Source organism: Nocardia salmonicida, assembly GCF_036142455.1.
In the GTDB taxonomy this organism is placed as follows: domain Bacteria; phylum Actinomycetota; class Actinomycetes; order Mycobacteriales; family Mycobacteriaceae; genus Nocardia; species Nocardia salmonicida.
In genome coordinates, this window is record NZ_CP108014.1 from 5,722,108 (window position 1) to 5,739,848 (window position 17,741).

At 66.8% G+C, this 17,741-nt stretch carries 13 protein-coding genes; 7 read left to right on the forward strand and 6 right to left on the reverse strand.

Translation table 11 applies throughout. The features are described from left to right. Positions 1-10: 10 nt before the first annotated feature. The 3 genes from OHS03_RS26830 (at position 11) to OHS03_RS26840 (ending at position 3,996) form a co-directional block, all read left to right on the forward strand. Positions 11-1,102 carry a hypothetical protein gene (locus OHS03_RS26830; protein ID WP_328657913.1) on the forward strand — a complete coding sequence of 364 codons (1,092 nt, stop codon included), beginning with the start codon at positions 11-13 and terminating at the stop codon, positions 1,100-1,102. A gap of 118 nt (positions 1,103-1,220) precedes the next feature. Next, positions 1,221-2,582, forward strand: coding sequence for a S1 family peptidase (locus OHS03_RS26835; protein WP_328657915.1), 1,362 nt, complete (start codon positions 1,221-1,223; stop codon positions 2,580-2,582). Positions 2,583-2,736: 154 nt separating this feature from the next. Further along, a complete protein-coding gene (locus tag OHS03_RS26840) occupies positions 2,737-3,996 on the forward strand; it encodes a S1 family peptidase (RefSeq protein WP_056823508.1) in 1,260 nt (419 codons plus the stop codon). Positions 3,997-4,553: 557 nt separating this feature from the next. Here OHS03_RS26840 and OHS03_RS26845 read toward each other — a convergent pair. Next, positions 4,554-4,817, reverse strand: coding sequence for a hypothetical protein (locus OHS03_RS26845; protein ID WP_328657918.1), 264 nt, complete (start codon positions 4,815-4,817; stop codon positions 4,554-4,556). Between OHS03_RS26845 and OHS03_RS26850 the strand changes: the two genes are divergently transcribed. Next, positions 4,816-5,019, forward strand: coding sequence for a calcium-binding protein (locus OHS03_RS26850; protein ID WP_328657919.1), 204 nt, complete (start codon positions 4,816-4,818; stop codon positions 5,017-5,019). The genes OHS03_RS26845 and OHS03_RS26850 overlap by 2 nt on opposite strands. A gap of 132 nt (positions 5,020-5,151) precedes the next feature. Here the strand turns inward: OHS03_RS26850 and OHS03_RS26855 are convergent, their stop codons facing one another. After that, entirely contained in the window at positions 5,152-8,409 is a 3,258-nt protein-coding gene (locus OHS03_RS26855) for a (Fe-S)-binding protein (protein ID WP_328657921.1), read from the reverse strand. Positions 8,410-8,867: 458 nt separating this feature from the next. Between OHS03_RS26855 and OHS03_RS26860 the strand changes: the two genes are divergently transcribed. Then, a complete protein-coding gene (locus OHS03_RS26860) occupies positions 8,868-9,611 on the forward strand; it encodes a DUF8020 domain-containing protein (protein ID WP_328657924.1) in 744 nt (247 codons plus the stop codon). An 83-nt stretch (positions 9,612-9,694) separates the two neighbouring features. Here the strand turns inward: OHS03_RS26860 and OHS03_RS26865 are convergent, their stop codons facing one another. After that, positions 9,695-10,219: a YdcF family protein gene (locus tag OHS03_RS26865; protein ID WP_063005130.1), complete on the reverse strand. Its 525-nt coding sequence runs from the start codon at positions 10,217-10,219 to the stop codon at positions 9,695-9,697. A 253-nt stretch (positions 10,220-10,472) separates the two neighbouring features. Between OHS03_RS26865 and OHS03_RS26870 the strand changes: the two genes are divergently transcribed. Together OHS03_RS26870 and OHS03_RS26875 are read left to right on the forward strand one after the other, a co-directional pair. Then, positions 10,473-11,795 (forward strand): UDP-glucose dehydrogenase family protein, encoded by a 1,323-nt coding sequence (locus OHS03_RS26870; protein ID WP_056823524.1) that lies wholly within the window; start codon positions 10,473-10,475, stop codon positions 11,793-11,795. A gap of 90 nt (positions 11,796-11,885) precedes the next feature. Next, on the forward strand, positions 11,886-13,244 hold the full coding sequence (locus OHS03_RS26875; RefSeq protein ID WP_328657927.1) for a DUF7159 family protein: 1,359 nt from the start codon (positions 11,886-11,888) through the stop codon (positions 13,242-13,244). Positions 13,245-13,280: 36 nt separating this feature from the next. Here the strand turns inward: OHS03_RS26875 and OHS03_RS26880 are convergent, their stop codons facing one another. The 3 genes from OHS03_RS26880 to OHS03_RS26890 all read right to left on the reverse strand — a co-directional run bounded on the left by OHS03_RS26880 (position 13,281) and on the right by OHS03_RS26890 (position 17,591). Next, positions 13,281-14,552: a YibE/F family protein gene (locus OHS03_RS26880; protein WP_062987774.1), complete on the reverse strand. Its 1,272-nt coding sequence runs from the start codon at positions 14,550-14,552 to the stop codon at positions 13,281-13,283. 465 nt (positions 14,553-15,017) lie between these two features. Next, positions 15,018-16,271 (reverse strand): pyridoxal phosphate-dependent aminotransferase, encoded by a 1,254-nt coding sequence (locus OHS03_RS26885; RefSeq protein ID WP_328657929.1) that lies wholly within the window; start codon positions 16,269-16,271, stop codon positions 15,018-15,020. Between the two features lie 60 nt (positions 16,272-16,331). Then, the gene (locus OHS03_RS26890; RefSeq protein WP_082844197.1) at positions 16,332-17,591 is read right to left on the reverse strand and encodes a helix-turn-helix domain-containing protein; all 1,260 of its coding nucleotides are present in this window, start codon (positions 17,589-17,591) and stop codon (positions 16,332-16,334) included. Positions 17,592-17,741: the final 150 nt, after the last annotated feature.

Below are 17,741 nucleotides of genomic sequence, written 5' to 3' on the forward strand. Positions count from 1 at the left end.
TGTACCGCCGATGGCCACTGGGGTCGGCCTGCGTATCGCCGATGACGAATGCATCGCCGCGGTGGTCACCGAGGACGGCACGGTTCAGGTCATCGAGCGTGCTTCGGTCCTGCACATGTCCGACGAAGGTGACGCCGCCCTCGGCGGACCCGCGCCCACCGGGCACGCCCACTCGATCGCCGGATTCGTGCGCGCGATCGGCGACCCGGCCGGTGTCGATGTCGACGGCGGCGAGGCCTATCGCGCCGAAGATCTCCTCGCGACGGCCATGTTCTGCCTGATCGATCTCACCACCGAGCACCTCAGTGGTCCCGCCGAGTTCTACGCGACCCATCCCGCCGGCTGGTCGACCGAGGTCGTGCGCGGCGTGCGCGAGGCACTGGACTATCTGGGATTGAAGTCGGTGGCCCTGCTCGGCGAGGACGAACTGCCCCAGCCCGAGCACGGCGCCGATCCTGGCAAGACCTACGCCAACGCCGCCGCCCAGGCCGCGCTGGTCGCGGTGCTGGCCACCCCGGCGGGCGCGACCCCGCCCGATCCGATCGTCACCGAGAACGCCACGGTCGCCACCGATGTGATGCCCGCGCTGGAGCCGCCCGTGGTGACCGCGCAGGCGTACTCGGCGGCGCTGCCGGTCACCCCCCTGCCGACGAAGGCGATGGCGCCGGTCGCGCCCGCCCCGATCGCCGAGCCGGCGGTGGTGCCCGCCACGAAGCCCGCCCGCAGCAAGACCCCCTTGCTGATCGCCGCCGCAGCGCTCATCGGCCTGCTGCTCGGCGGCGTCGCGGTCTCGGTGCTGATCCGTGACGCCGAAACCACCCAGCCCCCCACGATTTCCGATGCCCGCCCGGAAACGCTGACCCCCACCTCGGCGCCCGCGCCGCCCCCACCGCCGGTCGTCGAATCGACCCCGCCGGTCACCACCACCGTCGAGCCGGAGCCGACGACCACCACCGAGGCGCCGCCGACGACCACCCCGGAACCGACCACCACCCCGCCGACGACCACGCCGAGCCCCACCACCAGCCGTCCGCGGTCGCCCTTCGGGACCTACCCACCGGGCTATCTCCCCGCGCCTCTCACCATCCCGGGTCAGCGCTGAATCCAGCAGCCGGACGGTAACCGAGCCAGCTGAGCGAGCGTGCCTTAGAGTGATGCGCTGACCGACATGATCGCCGCCGGCGGTGTTCTCGGTCACTGGTTGTCGACGAAGGGATTTCATGCGCAAGTTGGTGGCGCGTCGCGCCGCGGTCAAGGCAGCCTCCGCCGGGTTCGCTGCGACTGTTCTACTCGCACCCCTGCTCGGATCCGGTATCGCGTACTCGGAACCCGTTGCGCCACTACAACTTTCAGCCGACGCGTTACCCGGCGAATTGGTGACCGCGCTGTCACGTGATCTCGGGATGACCCCCACCGAGTACCTCGATCGCGCCGCGCGCGCCCAGCAGTTGCGCGACTACGCGACCGATTTCCGCGCCGCCAACCCCGATACCTTCGCCGGCGCCTGGCTCACGCCGGAAGGCAAGGCGGTCGTCGCCACCACCGACGCCGAGGCGGGCAAGCTCGTCACCGCCGCCGGCTACCAGACCCACCTCGCGCCGATCTCGGCCGGTGGACTGGAAGGCGCGCTGGTGCAACTGAGTCAGTGGGTCGCGAGCCTGCCGCCCGCCATCTCCGCGCCGATCAGCTCGATCGCGATCGACGCGCTCAACAGCCAGCTGGTGCTCAACGTGGCCAACACCGGCACCGGCCACATGCTCAACCTGCCGACCCTGATCGCCACCATCAAGGTGGTGCTCTCACCCGGCGGCGGTGGTCCGGTGGAATACAAGCCGATGGGCGGCGACACCTACATCACCGCGAAGAAGGACCTGCACGACGCCGACCTGCGCGGCGTGGATGTCTGCTCGTTCGGGTTCAACAGCACCGACGCCGCGGGTAACGCGCTCAATATCTCCGCGGGCCACTGCAACCCGAATGTCGACAACGGCGGCACGGCCTCGGTCTACGTACCGAACGTGCGCGATATCCCCAACAGCCCCGAGGTCGGCTCGTTCGCCCGCTCGGTGCTCGGCGGGCCCGCCTCGCTCGACTACTCGGTGATCAAGCTCAACGAGCGCGCGGTGAACGCGGGCATGGACCAGCCTCGGGTGCGCGGCGCCGAAGGCACCACCCTGACGCTCACCGGCACCGCCGAACCCGTCACCGGCGCGCCGGTCTGCAAGACCGGTCAGTCCTCCACCTTCACCTGTGGTTTCGTCTCGGCTGACCACGTGGAGACCCAGCTGTTCACCGAGACGGGCGTCAGCAAGACGATCCGCGGCTTCGCCAGCACCGCCTGCACCCTCGGCGGCGACAGCGGCGGCGCCATCGTGTCGGGCACGCTCGCCCTCGGCATCACCAGCGGCTCGAACGCCTCCGGCGCGCCCAACTGCACCGAAGCCAACACCCAGCTCGCCCCCTACGGCGGCACCGCTTCCCTCGGCATCCCGATCCGGCCCATCCTGGCCGATATCGAGGCTACTTCCGGCGGCGGGCTCGGCAGCGGAATCATGGTGCGCACCAAGCCCAACGCGGGCTGAGCGGGGACAAATCACCGACCGGACCGGGTGAGCGAAATCTCTTGCCCGGTCCGAGTAGGCATAAGTCGCTCGAGCCCATATAGTTCGGACCATGCTCCTGCCACGTATGGGTCGTACCCCGTCCGCGCGAAGCTCGAGAAGAGCTCGGAAATCCATGATCGCCGCTTCGGCGGCGTTTCTGCTGTTCGGCCCCACGATGGCGGTCGCCGACGCGCAGCCCGCGCCCGCCGACCTGCCCGCCCAGCTCATCGAGGCGGTCACCCGCGATCTGAAGATCTCCCCCGACGAGTACCTGCGCCGTGCCGATGTCGCGCAGCAGGTCGCCGCGTTCTCCACCACCGCGCAGCGTCAGTTCCCGCAGGTCTTCGCCGGTTCCTGGCTGAGCGACCAGGGCAACGCCGTCGTCGCGCTGTCGCACGGCCCCGGCGCCGACCAGGCCCGTGAAGCCGCGCAGTCGGCCGGTTTCGAGGTCCGCAACGTCGCCAAGAGCGAGTCCACCCTGCGCGGTGAGAAGACCGCCTTCGAGAACTGGCTCGCCGCCGCGCCGCCGGAGATCTCCGCGCTGGTGCGTGGCGTCGTCGTCGACACCGTGAACAACTCGATCGCGGTCCGCGTGCAGCAGGCCGGGCTTCCGCTGCCCAGCTTCATCGACCCCTCCCGCGTCATCGTCACCGCTCCGCCGGTGGCAGGCGAGCGCGTCGACCTGTCCGCCACCCCCATCGCCGGTGACGGCAACGGCGCGCTGGCAGGCGGCGACGCCTACGCCTCCATCGTGGGCCGTAGCTCGCTGCGCTGCTCGCTCGGCTTCAACGGCACCGACCGCTCCGGCAACGTCATCAACATCTCGGCGGGCCACTGCAACCCCGACATCGAGTCGGCGGGCACCGGCAACGCCGCCGCCGTGTACGAGATCAACGGCGACCGTGCGGGCGCCCAGCTCGGCACCTTCCAGAAGTCGGTGCTCGGCGAGCAGGACTACTCGATCATCCGGGTCAACGACAACGCGCGTGCCCGCTTCGAGAACAACCTGGTCCGCATCCCCGGTCAGGCCCCCATCGCCGTCGACGGCGTGGCCACCCCCGTGGTCGGCGCCCCCGTCTGCAAGTCCGGTGCCCGCACCGGCTTCAGCTGCGGCGTGATCAACGGCGTCGACCAGACCGTTCAGGTCGGCGACCGTCAGCTCACCCAGAGCTTCTCGGCCAACATCTGCGCCCTCCCCGGCGACTCCGGCGGCGCCATCGTCACCGGCCGCCTGGCCCTCGGCATCTCCAGCGCCTCCTCGGTCGCCGACTTCCCCATCTGCGAGATCCCGAACATCATCGGCGCCCTCACCGGCGACACCCCCCAGCTGTTCGCCCAGCCCCTGACCGTCGTCCTCTCGGACAACCCCGGCCTGGCGGTCCGCACCAACTGATCACCACCATGTAGGCATAGAGCAGCCCCAAAAAGGCCGGTAGCACTCCCGCTACCGGCCTTTTTGGCGTCAGTGCTCAGTGGGTTCACCCCAGGCCCACGCTGCCCTCACTGACCACACCAACCACACCACCCACCCCGAAGCCCCCACAACCGCACTCCCAGCCCCACCACACCGCACACCCCGAATCCGCCATGACCGCACACCCGACCCCGAACCCGCGACCCATAGGGAGCGGCGGCCACGAAGTGGCCGGTCGCGGCCGGGTCGCCGGTTAGGCGCCGTTGCGTAGGCGACGAAGGAGCAAGCAACGGCGCCTAACCGGCGGCCCCTCAGGGCCGCGACTCGAGCGCGCCAGCGCTCCAATAAACACAGCCTCAACCCTCCTGGGACTACCGAACAAAGCCCCCTAACCCAGATTGCCCACTACTTGCCAGTACTCCCCTCCCACACCCCACCCCGGATATACGCTCGCCCAGCGCTCCTGTCGGGGGGAGTCGCGCACACCGGCCATCCGACCGTCAGTGCAACTGTGAGCAGGGGACTTCAGACATGAATCACTCACCGGGGAAAGCGTTTCCATCACCACGCCACGCGCAAGCAGCAATGATCGCGGCAGCGATGCTGGCAGCAATCACCGCTTGCGCACCCGAGACCGTTCCGAGCGCCCCATCGACAACAACACTGCGCCCACCCACCACAGCCCAAGCCGCCGCTCCGACCGACACACCCACGATCGCACCACCCCCCGCGACCACGCCGGCGTCCGCCCCGACAACCGCCGCCGCACCGACCGCGATCATGCCCGCAGTGGTCTGCATGAACCTCCAGGCGGCACAGAACACCATCCAGACGGCAGGAGTGTTCTTCTCCCGCTCCACGGACGCCAGCGGACGTGGCCGAGCCCAGGTCATGGACCGCAACTGGACCGTCGTAGCCCAGGAGCCCGCACCGGGAACACCGATCGGCGAGGGAGAAGCCGTGCTGTCAGTGGTCAAGAACGAAGAACCCAACCAGTGCTGAGCTGAGACCACCGACTCGACCTAGGCGAACTAGTCCTTCACGGCCATAGGTCCACCTTGCGCGAGGACATACGCAGAAAAACAGTGAGGCGCGGATTCCTGAGAATCCGCGCCTCACTGGGGTGTCCAGTCGTCAGCTCTTGCGACCCGGAGACTTCGCACCGGACTTGAACCCGAGACCGCCGGGCTTGGCGGTCGGCGGCGCCACCGAGGTGCCGTTGCCATTGCCGTTGGTCGGCTCGGCCTTGGTGGCCGACTCCGCCGCAGGGGCTTCCGGCTCGGCCGCAGGTTCAGCTTCAGCCGGAGCCGCAGCTTCAGCCGGAGCCGCAGGTTCGGCCGGGGCAGCGGGAGCCGGGGCCGCAGCAGTGCCGGGGGCCTTCGGGCCGGGCCGCTTCAGACCGGACTTCATGGCAAGCCCCTTGGCGGGAACCGACGGCTTGGATTCCGCAGGAGCCGAAACCTCAGGAGCGGCAGGAGCTTCGGCGGGAGCCGCCTCTGCCACCGGAGCCGCCTCTGCCACCGGAGCCGCCTCTGCTGCCGGAGCAGCCGGTGCAGCGGGTGCCGGAGCTGCTGCCTTGGCACCCGGAGCCTTCGCCTTGCCCTTCATACCGAGGCCCTTGACCGGCGCGGCCGGTGCGGAAGCGGCTTCAGCAGCAGGAGCTTCGGCGGCGGGAGCTTCCGCAGCGGGAGCGGGAGCGGGAGCGGCCGGAGCCTTCGCACCGGGAGCCTTCGCACCGCCCTTCATGCCGAGACCACCACCGGGAGCCTTCGCTCCACCCTTCATGCCCAAACCCTTGACCGCAGGAGCTGCGGGGGCTTCGGCAGCAGGGGCAGCTTCAGCAGCAGGAGCCTTGGCACCGGGAGCCTTGGCGGCGCCCTTCATGCCGAGACCACCACCGGGAGCCTTCGCTCCACCCTTCATGCCCAGACCCTTGGCCGGAGCGGCTGCGGGGGCTTCGGCCGCGGGAGCAGCTTCAGCCGCAGGAGCCTTGGCACCGGGAGCCTTGGCGGCGCCCTTCATGCCGAGACCACCACCGGGAGCCTTCGCGGCGCCCTTCATCCCCAGACCGCCACCAGCAGGAGCAGCCTTCGGCGCGGCGGTAGTCGCGGTCGCGACCTCGGCCACCGGCTCCGGCTCCACCTCGGGTTCGGCCTTGGGCTCCTGAACAACAACCAGATTCGCCGACAACTGGGCTGCGTCGACACGGGTGATCGAGTCCAACATCAACTGCGAGACATCGACAACCTCGACACCCTCGCCTTGGCCCTGCTCCTGACGCGCGGTCACACCATCGTTGAGCATCACCCGACAGAACGGGCACCCCGTCGCGATCTTGGTCGGATTCGTCGACAACGCCTCATCGACCCGATCGACATTGATCCGCTTACCGAGCTGCTCTTCCATCCACATCCGAGCACCACCGGCACCACAACACATCGACCGCTCACCATGACGCGGCATCTCCACCAACGTCGAGCCCGACGCCTCCATCAACTCACGCGGAGCGTTGTAGATCTTGTTGTGCCGACCCAGATAGCACGGATCGTGATAGGTGATGTTCTGCGAGACCGTCGCGACCGGAACCAACTGCTTCTGGCGCACGAGCCGGTTCAGCAACTGGGTATGGTGCACGACCTCATAGGTGCCACCGACCTGCGGGTACTCGTTGTTGAGGGTGTTGAAGCAATGCGCACACGTGACAACGATCTTCTTCTTGGACTGCTCGACACCTTCGAACACCGAGTTGATGACCTCGATGTTCTGCAACGCCAACTGCTGGAAGAGGAATTCGTTGCCTGCGCGGCGAGCGGAGTCACCGGTGCAGGTCTCCTCAGCACCGAGGACCATGAACTTCGTGCCCGCGGTCGCCAACAACTCGGCCACGGCCTTGGTCGTCTTCTTCGCCCGGTCCTCGTAGGCACCGGCACACCCGACCCAGAACAGGTACTCGTAGCCGTCGAAGCTGTCAGCGTCTTTACCGAAGACCGGAATGTCGAAATCGACTTCCTTGATCCAGTTCAGCCGGTCCTTGGAGTTCTGACCCCACGGGTTGCCCTTGTTCTCGAGGTTCTTGAACAGACCCGCGAGCTCGGACGGGAACTCCGACTCGATCAACACCTGGTAGCGGCGCATATCGATGATGTGATCGACGTGCTCGATATCGACCGGGCACTGCTCGACACACGCACCACAGGTCGTGCACGACCACAACACCTCGGGATCGATGATGCCGAGAACATCCTCGCCACCGACCAACGGACGCTCCGCCTCCGCACGAGCGGCCTCGGGGATCTTGGCCAGCGCGGCCTCATCGGGCTTGCCGTCGGCATCGACCAGGCCGACCTCGTCGCCACCGGCGTCCTTGCGGCCACCGGCCAGCAGGTACGGGGCGGCGGCGTAACCGTGGTCGCGCAGCGACATGATCAGCAGCTTCGGCGAGAGCGGCTTACCGGTGTTCCAGGCGGGGCACTGCGACTGGCAGCGACCGCACTCGGTGCAGGTGGAGAAGTCGAGCCAGCCCTTCCAGGAGAAGTCCTCCATGCGGCCCGCACCCAGGGTGTCGACCTCGGGGTCGACGTTCTCCATGTCGAGAACCTTGCCGTTGGACACCATCGGCGCGGCCGCGCCCAGCGCGACGCTGCCGTCGGCATTGCGCTTGAAGTAGATGTTGAAGAAGGCCGAGAAGCGGTGCCAGGCCACGCCCCAGGTGATGTTGCGGCCGACCAGGTACAGGAACGCCATGCCCGACATCAGCTTGATGAACGCGAAGACCGACACCATGGTCGGGCTCGCGGGCAGCAGCTTGGCGATCTGCATGGTGAAGAAGTCGGTGCCGGCGTGCCCGTGTCCGTAGGTGGCGATCTTGCCGGCCTTGACGAAGATCATGCCGAGGCCCTCCAGCAAGACGATCGTCTCGATGACATAGGCGGGGGCCATCTTGGAGCCGCTGAAACGCGACAGGCGCTCGGGAATCCGCGGGTGGTTCAGCTGGCGGATGATGATCAGCGTGCCGATACCGATCACGGTGCCGATACCGAGGATCTCGTCGACGAGGTGGTAGATCGCCCAGTTGCCGATGATCGGCCAGTGGAACGAGCCGTCGAAGGTCTGGCCGTAGGCCTCGAACCACAGGATCGCGCCGAGGATGAAGCCGGTCATGACCAGCCAGTGCGCCCAGCCGACGGTGCGGAACTTGTTCATCCGCGTATGGGCCGCGACCTCGATGAACATGTTCTTGAACCGCGGGAAGAACGGTCGCCAACGGTCGGGGGCCGTCTGGCCGATGGTGACTGCCTTGCCGATGTTCCAAGCGCCGCCGATAAACGACGCCCAACAGAACAGGCTGAGCACAGCTCCAATCGTGCCCAACGTGATAGTCAGGGCATTCATGTCGCGACCTTTCTTTCGAGGCAACACGAGGTTCTGAGCGAGGAGACCTCGCCCGATTTGCTCGTATCGTAACCGCCACTAAGTTACCGGCCAGTAACTACCGCTGTCCACCGTAGGTTCGGCTTTTGCGCCCTGACCTCGTTTACTGCGACTTGACCTGTGGTTTGCCTGTGAGCAATATCACAAAATTGTTTGCTACGGGGTTCCCGTAGCGACTGTTGAACACCGTAAACCGTCCGTGAACTGCGGTGAAGCTAAGGTCAGGCTTACTAGCCCCGCCGAAATTCCTTCTGGCCTCAGGGGATTCAGTACATTAAGCTCCAGCTGTTCTGCATGCTGTGCCGGTCTTCACACTGCTCGGGGAGAAGTAGGGGACATCTCATAGGGATGCCCTGCTTGACGGGTCTCGCGTGTCGCTCGATCGCACTACGCACCACACCTGATGGATTGGAACCTGAATGAACTTCCGTAGGACCACTGCGGCTGCCGCGCTGGTTATCGGGGCGATGACCGTTGCCATGGGCACTGCTCATGCCGAAGAGGCACCGCAGGACATCAAATACTCGGTCAAGCTGGTCGACAAGACTGTCGTCGCCACCGTGAAGAACGGCACCTTCTCGATTGTCGAGCAGGCCGGCGAGACCCCAGAGGCCCCCAAGACCAAATTCGCCGAGATCAAGGACACCCGCGGCGACGTGGTAGTGGCGCTGCCGATCGCCTTCGCGATCAACGGCGCGGAGATCCCGACCGCTGTCAAAGTTGCCGAGGACTCCACCGTGCTCTCGCTGACCCCGGAGAAGCCGGCAGGCGTAGACGTGGCGGCCAACCCGGTCGCGGTCAAGCCGGTCATGAAGGGGCAGGAGATCGCCTCGGCTCAGGAAAACCAGAAGGCGATCAACGACTTCGCAGGCAAGTTCAGCATCGGCACCGCCATCGGTACGTTCGTCGGCACCGCCATCGGCGCCATCGCTGGCTGCGCTATCGGCTTCTTCGTTCTTCCGGTTGTTGGTTGCGTTCCCGGATTCGGCACCGGTGCCGCGGTCGGCGGAGTGCTCGGCATGATCGCCATCGGTGGTCCGACGATGATGGTTGCCGGCTTCGAGCTGCTCAACATCATGCAGGCTCCGGACGGCACCACCGTGTGGGCCGACAAGCCGCAGGCAGTCACTGCGCCGGCTCCGAAGTCCGCTCCGGCCAACTGATCGGCTCCTCCACAGTTTCCCGCAAAGGCCCCGCTCTTCGGAGCGGGGCCTTTCGCGTCCCCCGATTGCCGAACGCGGCGCCATCAGCAATCGGCGAACCAAGCCTTCACGAACCCCGCCGACTGATAGACGTAGTCCCACGCCCAGCGCACGGGCGACAGCTGTGGCTCCGGATCGACGAACAACAACTCCCCGTCCCAGCATTTTCCGAGGATGTAGCGAGCACGGGAGACGTGCGGAGTGAAGGTGACCACGATGACGCGGTCCCACTCGGCACCGAGGCGCGCCAGTTCACGGCCTTCACCGAGAGTCGTGCGCGGACTCGGGTCGAAGCAGATCACCTCGAAGCTGTAGCCCCCGTGGCAGATTCGATTCACCATCGGACTGTGGTCATAGGGGTTGGAGACCAGCACGCGTGGCGCGTACCCCTGCGCGGCCAACCGCAGCCCGAGTTGTTCGCGGCCGTCGTGTGCCCCACCGAGGATCACAATCGCATCGGCGACCTGCGGATCGTCCGTGCGCGGCCGCACATACACCGGCCACAGCGCGACCACCGCGATCAACACCACGACCAGCAATCCACCCGTGGCGAACAGGACCCGACGCATAGTCAATGCTCCATCCCCGATGGGGTATTCGTGCGATCCCGCCCGATTATGCCAACCCCCACACACCCGAGCGGCTCGCTGCGAGTGCAGGCCCACGATCCGAACCGTGCACCCACCGACTTTCTCGTTTACGCAGGTGAGAGCCCCGCGCACGGATCACCCTCGCTGGCGTTTCCCCCTGTACACCAGATGTTGCGCCCCCTCTTGCCTCGCTGACGCGGCGTAGCCACGCGCGCCGCTTACCAACAGAACTATGCGATGCACAGTCTTCGGAACGGGGTACCTCGGAGCCACGCATGCAGCGTGTATGGCCGAGTTGGGACACGACGTGGTCGGGGTGGACGTCGATCCCGGCAAGGTGGCCAAATTGGCCGATGGTGTGGTGCCGTTCTACGAACCGGGGCTCGAGGAAGTGCTGCAACGCAATCTCGCTACCGGCCGCCTGCGGTTCACCACGGATTACGAAGATGCCGCAGCCCACGCCGACGTGCACTTTCTCGGTGTCGGCACACCGCAGAAGAAGGGCGAGTACGGCGCCGACCTGAAATACGTGCACGCGGTGGTGGATACGCTCGCCCCGATGCTGGAACGCCCGGCGATGATCGTCGGCAAGTCCACGGTGCCGGTGGGAACCGCCGCTGCCCTCGGCGTTCGGGCCCGCGAGCAAGCGAAGGTCGACGTCGAGGTCGCCTGGAACCCCGAGTTCTTGCGCGAGGGTTTCGCGGTTCAGGACACCCTGCGCCCCGATCGCCTCGTTCTCGGTCTCGACCATGCCCGCGAACGCTCGGCGTGGGTAGAGGAACACATCCGCGAGATCTACGCCGATCTCATCGCCGCCGAGATCCCCTTCCTGCTCACCGACCTGGCCACCGCCGAACTGGTGAAGGTCTCGGCGAATGCCTTTCTGGCGACGAAGATCTCGTTCATCAACGCCGTCTCGGAGGTCTGTGAGGCCACCGGCGCCGACGTCACCATGTTGGCCGACGCGCTCGGCTACGACGCCCGCATCGGCCGCCGATTCCTCAATGCCGGACTCGGTTTCGGTGGCGGCTGCTTACCCAAGGACATCCGCGCCTTCATGGCACGCTCGGGCGAACTCGGCGCCGATCACGCCGTGGCATTCCTGCGCGAGGTCGACAACATCAATATGCGCCGCCGCACGAAGGTCGTCGACATGGCCGCCCGCGCCTGCGGCGGTTCCCTGCTGGGTGCGAACGTGGCGGTTCTCGGCGCGGCCTTCAAACCCGAATCCGACGATGTGCGCGATTCACCGGCCCTGAATGTGGCCGGGATGATCCAGCTGCACGGCGCCGTCGTCACCGTGTACGACCCCAAGGCCGTGGAGAATTCGCGCCGCGTGTTCCCCACGTTGAACTACGCCACCTCGGTCTCGGAGGCCTGTGATCGCGCCGATGTGGTGCTGGTCCTTACCGAGTGGAACGAATTCACCGCATTGACGCCGGCCGACCTCGACCCGGTGGTACGGTCCCGTTCGATTATCGACGGTCGCAACTGCTTGGACAGCGCAACCTGGCGTGCGGCCGGGTGGGTATACGCCGGACTCGGCACCCCGTAGAGTAACGAGCCAAGCGGGGGCTGGAGCGGATTTCGGTCCGCGTTATCGCAGTCCTCGCATGTCGTGCAGCACGGACGAGATGGGCAGCGGATGAGTTCGGTTCTGGGAATTTCGGTGGGGGCCGGGACGGTGCGCCTCGCGCGTCCGCAGCACGGCGGCCCACACGGTTCCGTTCCGCCGTATTCGTTCGACCTGCAATCGATCCCGATGCCCGAACAGCAGGCCGAAGAGACCGCCGCCGACGCGATCGCCGCCACGCTGGCCGCGTCGCCGGAGATCGCCGCCACCACCATCACCTTCCGCAGTGAGCCGCAGGCCAGGGCGGTGCGCGCCGCGATGGCACGGCGCCAGCTCACCAACTATCAGCTCGTGCCCGAAGCCGTTGCCGCCGTGAACTTCGCCCACGCCACCAGCGATATGCGCGAAGTGTCCACCCTGGCCGTTTACGACCTCGGCAGTTCCGGTCTCACGGTGAGCGTGATCAACGCCCGCACCAGCGATGTGTACCAGTGCGAGCGGATCAGCGACATCAGCGGCGACTACCTGGATTCGCTGATCAGGGAGCAGCAGATCGCCTCGGGCCGGATCGCGCATCCGGCCGACCCCGCGGGCCTCGCCGCCCTCGACGCGCTGTGCCGGGCCGCCAAGGAGCAGCTGTCCAACAGCAATGCGGTGGCGTTGCCCAGCGAGCAGGGCCTGGTTCTGCTCACGCAGGAGAACTTCGAAGCGCTGATGATGCTGGCGATCGAGTCGTCTGCCCGGATGACCCGCGATGTCATCATCCGCGCGCAGCATCCGGTGCAGGCGGTGATGGTTCTCGGTGGTGGCGCCCGGATTCCGTTGATCGCGCGCGTGCTCGAGCGCACGATCGGCGTGCCGGTGATCGTGCCGGCCGAGCCGGAGACCGCGCTCGCCCGCGGCGCCGCGCTGCTCGCCCGCCCCGCCCAGGTCCAGCAGGCGCCCGTCGCTCCGGCGCCGGTTCCGATGGACGAACACGACGACACGACCCCCGCCTGGCTCACCGCGCCCACCCGCGGCCGCCGCCCGCTCAGCGCACTCACCAACCGGGCTCATTCCCGTCGCGAACTGAATGTGGCGGTGCTGACGGTGAGTTCGCTGGTGGTCGTCGCCGCGATCGGCCTCGGCCTCGGCTACGGTCCCGAAGTGCTCGAGCGCGGTTCGTCGAGCGACGGTTCGCAGGCCGTCCCCGCGACCACTCCCCCGCGCCCCAGCGCGGTCAGTCCGTCGACGGCGCCGGTCGCGACCACCGAGGCCGAACACGAAACCGCCGCGGCCCCACCGGTCAATCCGCGCCGAGTCGAGGAAACCACCGACGCGCCACCATCCCAGGGTCCCAACACCTTCACCGTGGTTCCCGGCCTGCCCCCGGTGGTGCTGCCTACTCTGCCCCCGGTGGCCCTACCCGGCTTCCCACCTGCCGGTCAGTAACCCTCCAGCTGGACACCGCCCGGCATCCGAACAGGATCAGTTCCGAGCGTGCCTGGCCCGCGCGGGCGCCACCGCGGCCGTCTTCGCACCGAACGGCCGTGCCAACATCACCGCGATCATCGTCGTCAACGGCACCGACAACGCCAGCGCGATACCGCCCACCGCCGAGCGCGTGATCTCGATGGCCACCGCGTCTCCGGTCAGCACATCGGTGATCGACCGCCCCGCCACACTGAACAGCAGCAGCAGCGGCAACGCCCCACCGGCATAGGCGAGCACGAGCGTGTAGACCGTGCTGGCGATGTGATCGCGCCCCACCCGCATGGCCGCGGTGAAGATCTCCCGCCGCGTCGCGCCTTCGTCGAGCGCGGCGAGTTCGAAGGCCGCCGAAGCCTGCGTGATGGTCACGTCGTTGAGCACACCGAGCGATCCGATGATGAACCCCGCCAGCAGCAGCCCGGTGATGCTCACGTGCTGAATGTAGGTGGCCACGTTGGTGTTCTGTTCCTCGGACAACCCCGTGAGATGGGTGACCTCGATCGCCACCCACGACAGCACCGCCGCCAGCACCATCGACGCGAGCGTTCCGAGCAACGCCGAACTGGTCCGCAGATTCACCCCGTGCGCGAGATAGAGCACAACATAGAGAATCAGCGCCCCCGACACCAGCGCCACCGGAATCGCCGACTTCCCGTCGAGCAGCGCCGGCAACAGGAACATCACCACCACAGCGAAGGCGAAACACAACCCGACCAGCGCCCGGAATCCCCGCCACCGCGCGACCACACAGATCACCACGACGAACGCGAGCACGATCAAGGTCAACGGCAGCCCGCGCGCGTAGTCCTCGAACGCGTACATGGTGACTCCGGCCGGATCCGCGGCCCGCACCACCCGAATGTTGTCGCCCGCCCGCAGATCGGGCTGCCCCGGCCCCGGCGCGATCTCGAACAGCGTCTTCTTGCCCTCGTCGGGTCCCGTCCTGATGTCGATGATGCTGCGCTGACACGTATAGGAGGCGACCCGCGGCGGTTCCGGCTTGTCCTCGAACACCTTCCCGATCGACGGGCTCCCGCAGGCCCCGATGTCCTGCATGACGACGGTTCCGGCCTCGGTCTGTACCGCCCCGCCGGACATGGTCTGCATCGGCAACGGAATCTCGACGTGCTGCGCGCTCGGCCACAGGAACACCGTCGCGACCAACACCACCACCCCGATGATCGCCAGCAGCCCGACAACCACCTTCGCCGCGGTGTCACTGATGGCTATCGGCCCGGAATGGTCGTGATGGTGATGATGCTCGCTCACGCCCAGAGCTTAAAGGCTGCGGTTTTCAATAACACCCTCGCAACACCAGATCGCGCAAGAACATGGGTAGCTCACCCGGGACGGGCCAACTCGGCCGAAGATCAGACCCCCGGCCGCATACAAAAACCTCCCCGGGCTAGGTCTGACCTAGGCCCGGGGAGGCGGGTTTGTGCGGCGGCGGAGAGCAGGGGGGTGTCTCCGCCGCCGGAGGCAGGCGCCCAGGGGGGTAGGCGCGCATACCTTAAGGCTCTCGGTTGTCCAGGGGGGGTAGACAACCGGGCCAGGGCGCCGAAGCGCCGAGGTCTACTGTACACAAAAGATGGACTTTTGCACTAGTAGATCTTCATAACATCCAACATTCCGAACTCACAGTCGGTTTTCCCTGCGATACCAGGATGGCCATCCTGGCCCGAGCCCAGAAAACTCACTGGTCAAAGCCCTTACAAGTGAGCGCCGACTGTATCGCTACTGACGGTAGCTGGACAGGAAGTTGCCGAATCGCTCGATCGCCACGGCCAGATCTCGCGCCCACGGCAACGTCACGATCCGCAGATGATCGTTCGCAGGCCAGTTGAACCCGGTCCCCTGCACCATCAGGATCTTCTCCTGCAACAGCAGATCCAGGACGAGCTTTCCGTCGTCGTGGATCTCGTGCACATTCGGGTCCAACCGAGGGAACGCGTACAGCGCGCCACGCGGCTTCACGCAGGACACACCCGGGATCATGTTGAGCCGCTCCCACGCCACATCGCGCTGCTCGAGCAGCCGCCCGCCGGGCAGGATCAGATCCTCGATGCTCTGATGTCCGCCGAGCGCCACCTGGATGGCGTGCTGAGCGGGCACGTTCGGGCACAGTCGCGAGGACGCGAGCAGATCGATGCCCTCGAGGAAACCGGCCGCGTGCTCCTTGGGCCCGGTGATCGCCAGCCAACCCGAGCGGTAACCGGCCACCCGATACGCCTTCGACAGGCCGTTGAAGGTCAGGCACAGCAGGTCGGGGGCGAGCGAGGCCAGCGAGATGTGCTTGGCGTCGTCGTAGAGGATCTTGTCGTAGATCTCGTCGGCCAACAGCAGCAACCGATGCTTGCGCGCCAGGTCGACGATCTGCTGCAACACCTCCGCCGAGTACACCGCACCCGTCGGATTGTTCGGATTGATCACCAACAGGGCTTTGGTCTTGTCGGTGATCTTCGATTCGATATCGGCGATATCGGGCTGCCAGCCGTTCTCCTCGTCACACAGGTAGTGCACCGGAGTACCGCCGGCCAGGCTGGTCATGGCCGTCCACAGCGGGTAGTCGGGCGCCGGGATCAGCACCTCGTCGCCGTTGTCGAGCAGGGCCTGCATGGTGACGGTGATCAGCTCGGACACCCCGTTGCCGAGGTAGACGTCGTCCACATCGAGCTCCGGGAAGCCGGGTACCAGCTCGTAGCGGGTCACGATCGCGCGCCGCGCCGACAGGATGCCCTTGGACTCGGAGTACCCCTGGGCATACGGCAGCGCGGCGATGATGTCGCGCATGATCACATCGGGCGCCTCGAAACCGAAGGGGGCAGGGTTGCCGATGTTGAGCTTGAGAATGCGGTGGCCCTCGGCCTCCAGCCGTGCTGCCTGTGCGTGTACCGGCCCACGGATCTCGTAGACCACGTTCTGCAGTTTGGTCGACTGCTCGAGAACGCGCGGGGACACATGCGGCGATTGAGGACTCACCGGTCCCATGTTGCCATCCTGCGCAACCTCATTTGGTCGCACGGTCGCCTTGTGCCTGGTGACAGCCCTCTACGGTCGCGGGTGGCTGGCAAGCGCGGCGGTCGCTACACAGAATTCCTCGATGCGTTCGTCGAGTCCGCGCGCTTCCACCGCGTCGCGATAAGTCGGGGCGGCGATACGGCGGCGCAGGCCCACGAGGCGCTCGCTCAGCTGGGCGATGCGTTTGTCCTCGGGAAGGTCGAGGACCGGGCGCAGGGCGTCGGCGGCGCCGTCGATACTGCCGTTGATGAGGTGGGCGGCCGCGTTGTCGACGCGGGCCAGTGATTCGGCGCCGTAGGAACGTTGTAGCGGCGGGCCACTCGAGTAGAGCGTGATGGCGCGTTCGGTGGCGGCCAGTGCCTGTTCGGCGCGGCCGAGCTGGATGCAGGTGGCGCCCGCGTAGTAGGCGGCCTTGGGTGGGCCGAAACCGAACACCCCGCCGATCTCGTCGTGCAGCTCGTCGCGGCGATCACCGGCCGCCACTTCCGCCGCGCGCAGGCACCGGTCGGTCTCGGCATCGCTGCCGAGCCGTGCCCACACCCTTGCCTCGATATTGAGCAACCGCACCCGCCCCAGCCCCGGACCGGCGAATTCCTGTCCACTGCGGGCTAATTGGACGGCGTTGCGCGGCCGGTCGGACCAGTTCTCGATCAGCGCGTGCATGCCGCGGGTCCACGCGCGTAACCCGTTGTGCCCGCTCAGTTCCGCGTAAGCCCAAGCGGCCCTGATCTGTTCGCCCGCGGCATCGAGATAGCCCAGGTCGGTACTCGCGTTGGCCAGCAGCCCCGACAACGTACCGGCCAGCAGATATAGGTGGCTGGTGTCGACCGGCTTCTGCTGCCCGTCGAGTAGTCGATACACCCGCCTGCGCACCCGCAGCATCTCCACCATCATCGGCGCCGGTGCGGCATGAACATATTCGTTGGCGATGCGCCGGACGTCGGCGTCGAGCTGGGCCAACGTCGTCGCCCCCACGTTCGTGCCCTCCGCGGCGGCCGCGTGTTCGCTGGCCTCGTGCGCAGCCGCCATGATCAACTCCCTCTCCGACAACACCTCGGGGACAGCACCTTTGACAGTTCCCGCATCGACGAACGCGAGCAGGTCGGCATCACCCGCGGGCGCCAGCAGGGTCGAGAATCGCGCGCGCACAACGTCATCGGAGCGAGCCAGTGACGTATCGAGCGCTGCCTGGTTCACCGGACGTGGGCGCACCCGCACCCCACCGGCCTCCCATTTCGACACCAGCCGTTCGTGCACACCGAGATGGGCCGCGAACTCCCGGATGCTCATTCGTTTGGCATCGCGAAGAGCTCTGGCCTCTCTCCCTGTCCACTCTCCGACCACGGCGTCACCTCATCCGACGAACAACTCCCTCCAGAGTACGAGCGTGACAGTGAGACACACCACAAGTTCGCGGAATCGGTTGCCAGAGGCAGTGAA

Excerpts from the sequence above, each read along its gene's own strand:
- OHS03_RS26830 (WP_328657913.1), top strand. The coding sequence starts at position 11 with ATGGCCACTGGGGTCGGCCTGCGTATCGCCGATGACGAATGCATCGCC.
- OHS03_RS26835 (WP_328657915.1), top strand. The coding sequence starts at position 1,221 with ATGCGCAAGTTGGTGGCGCGTCGCGCCGCGGTCAAGGCAGCCTCCGCC.
- OHS03_RS26840 (WP_056823508.1), top strand. The coding sequence starts at position 2,737 with ATGATCGCCGCTTCGGCGGCGTTTCTGCTGTTCGGCCCCACGATGGCG.
- OHS03_RS26850 (WP_328657919.1), top strand. The coding sequence starts at position 4,816 with ATGAACCTCCAGGCGGCACAGAACACCATCCAGACGGCAGGAGTGTTC.
- OHS03_RS26845 (WP_328657918.1), bottom strand. The coding sequence starts at position 4,817 with ATGCAGACCACTGCGGGCATGATCGCGGTCGGTGCGGCGGCGGTTGTC.
- OHS03_RS26855 (WP_328657921.1), bottom strand. The coding sequence starts at position 8,409 with ATGAATGCCCTGACTATCACGTTGGGCACGATTGGAGCTGTGCTCAGC.
- OHS03_RS26860 (WP_328657924.1), top strand. The coding sequence starts at position 8,868 with ATGAACTTCCGTAGGACCACTGCGGCTGCCGCGCTGGTTATCGGGGCG.
- OHS03_RS26865 (WP_063005130.1), bottom strand. The coding sequence starts at position 10,219 with ATGCGTCGGGTCCTGTTCGCCACGGGTGGATTGCTGGTCGTGGTGTTG.
- OHS03_RS26870 (WP_056823524.1), top strand. The coding sequence starts at position 10,473 with ATGCGATGCACAGTCTTCGGAACGGGGTACCTCGGAGCCACGCATGCA.
- OHS03_RS26875 (WP_328657927.1), top strand. The coding sequence starts at position 11,886 with ATGAGTTCGGTTCTGGGAATTTCGGTGGGGGCCGGGACGGTGCGCCTC.
- OHS03_RS26885 (WP_328657929.1), bottom strand. The coding sequence starts at position 16,271 with ATGGGACCGGTGAGTCCTCAATCGCCGCATGTGTCCCCGCGCGTTCTC.
- OHS03_RS26890 (WP_082844197.1), bottom strand. The coding sequence starts at position 17,591 with ATGAGCATCCGGGAGTTCGCGGCCCATCTCGGTGTGCACGAACGGCTG.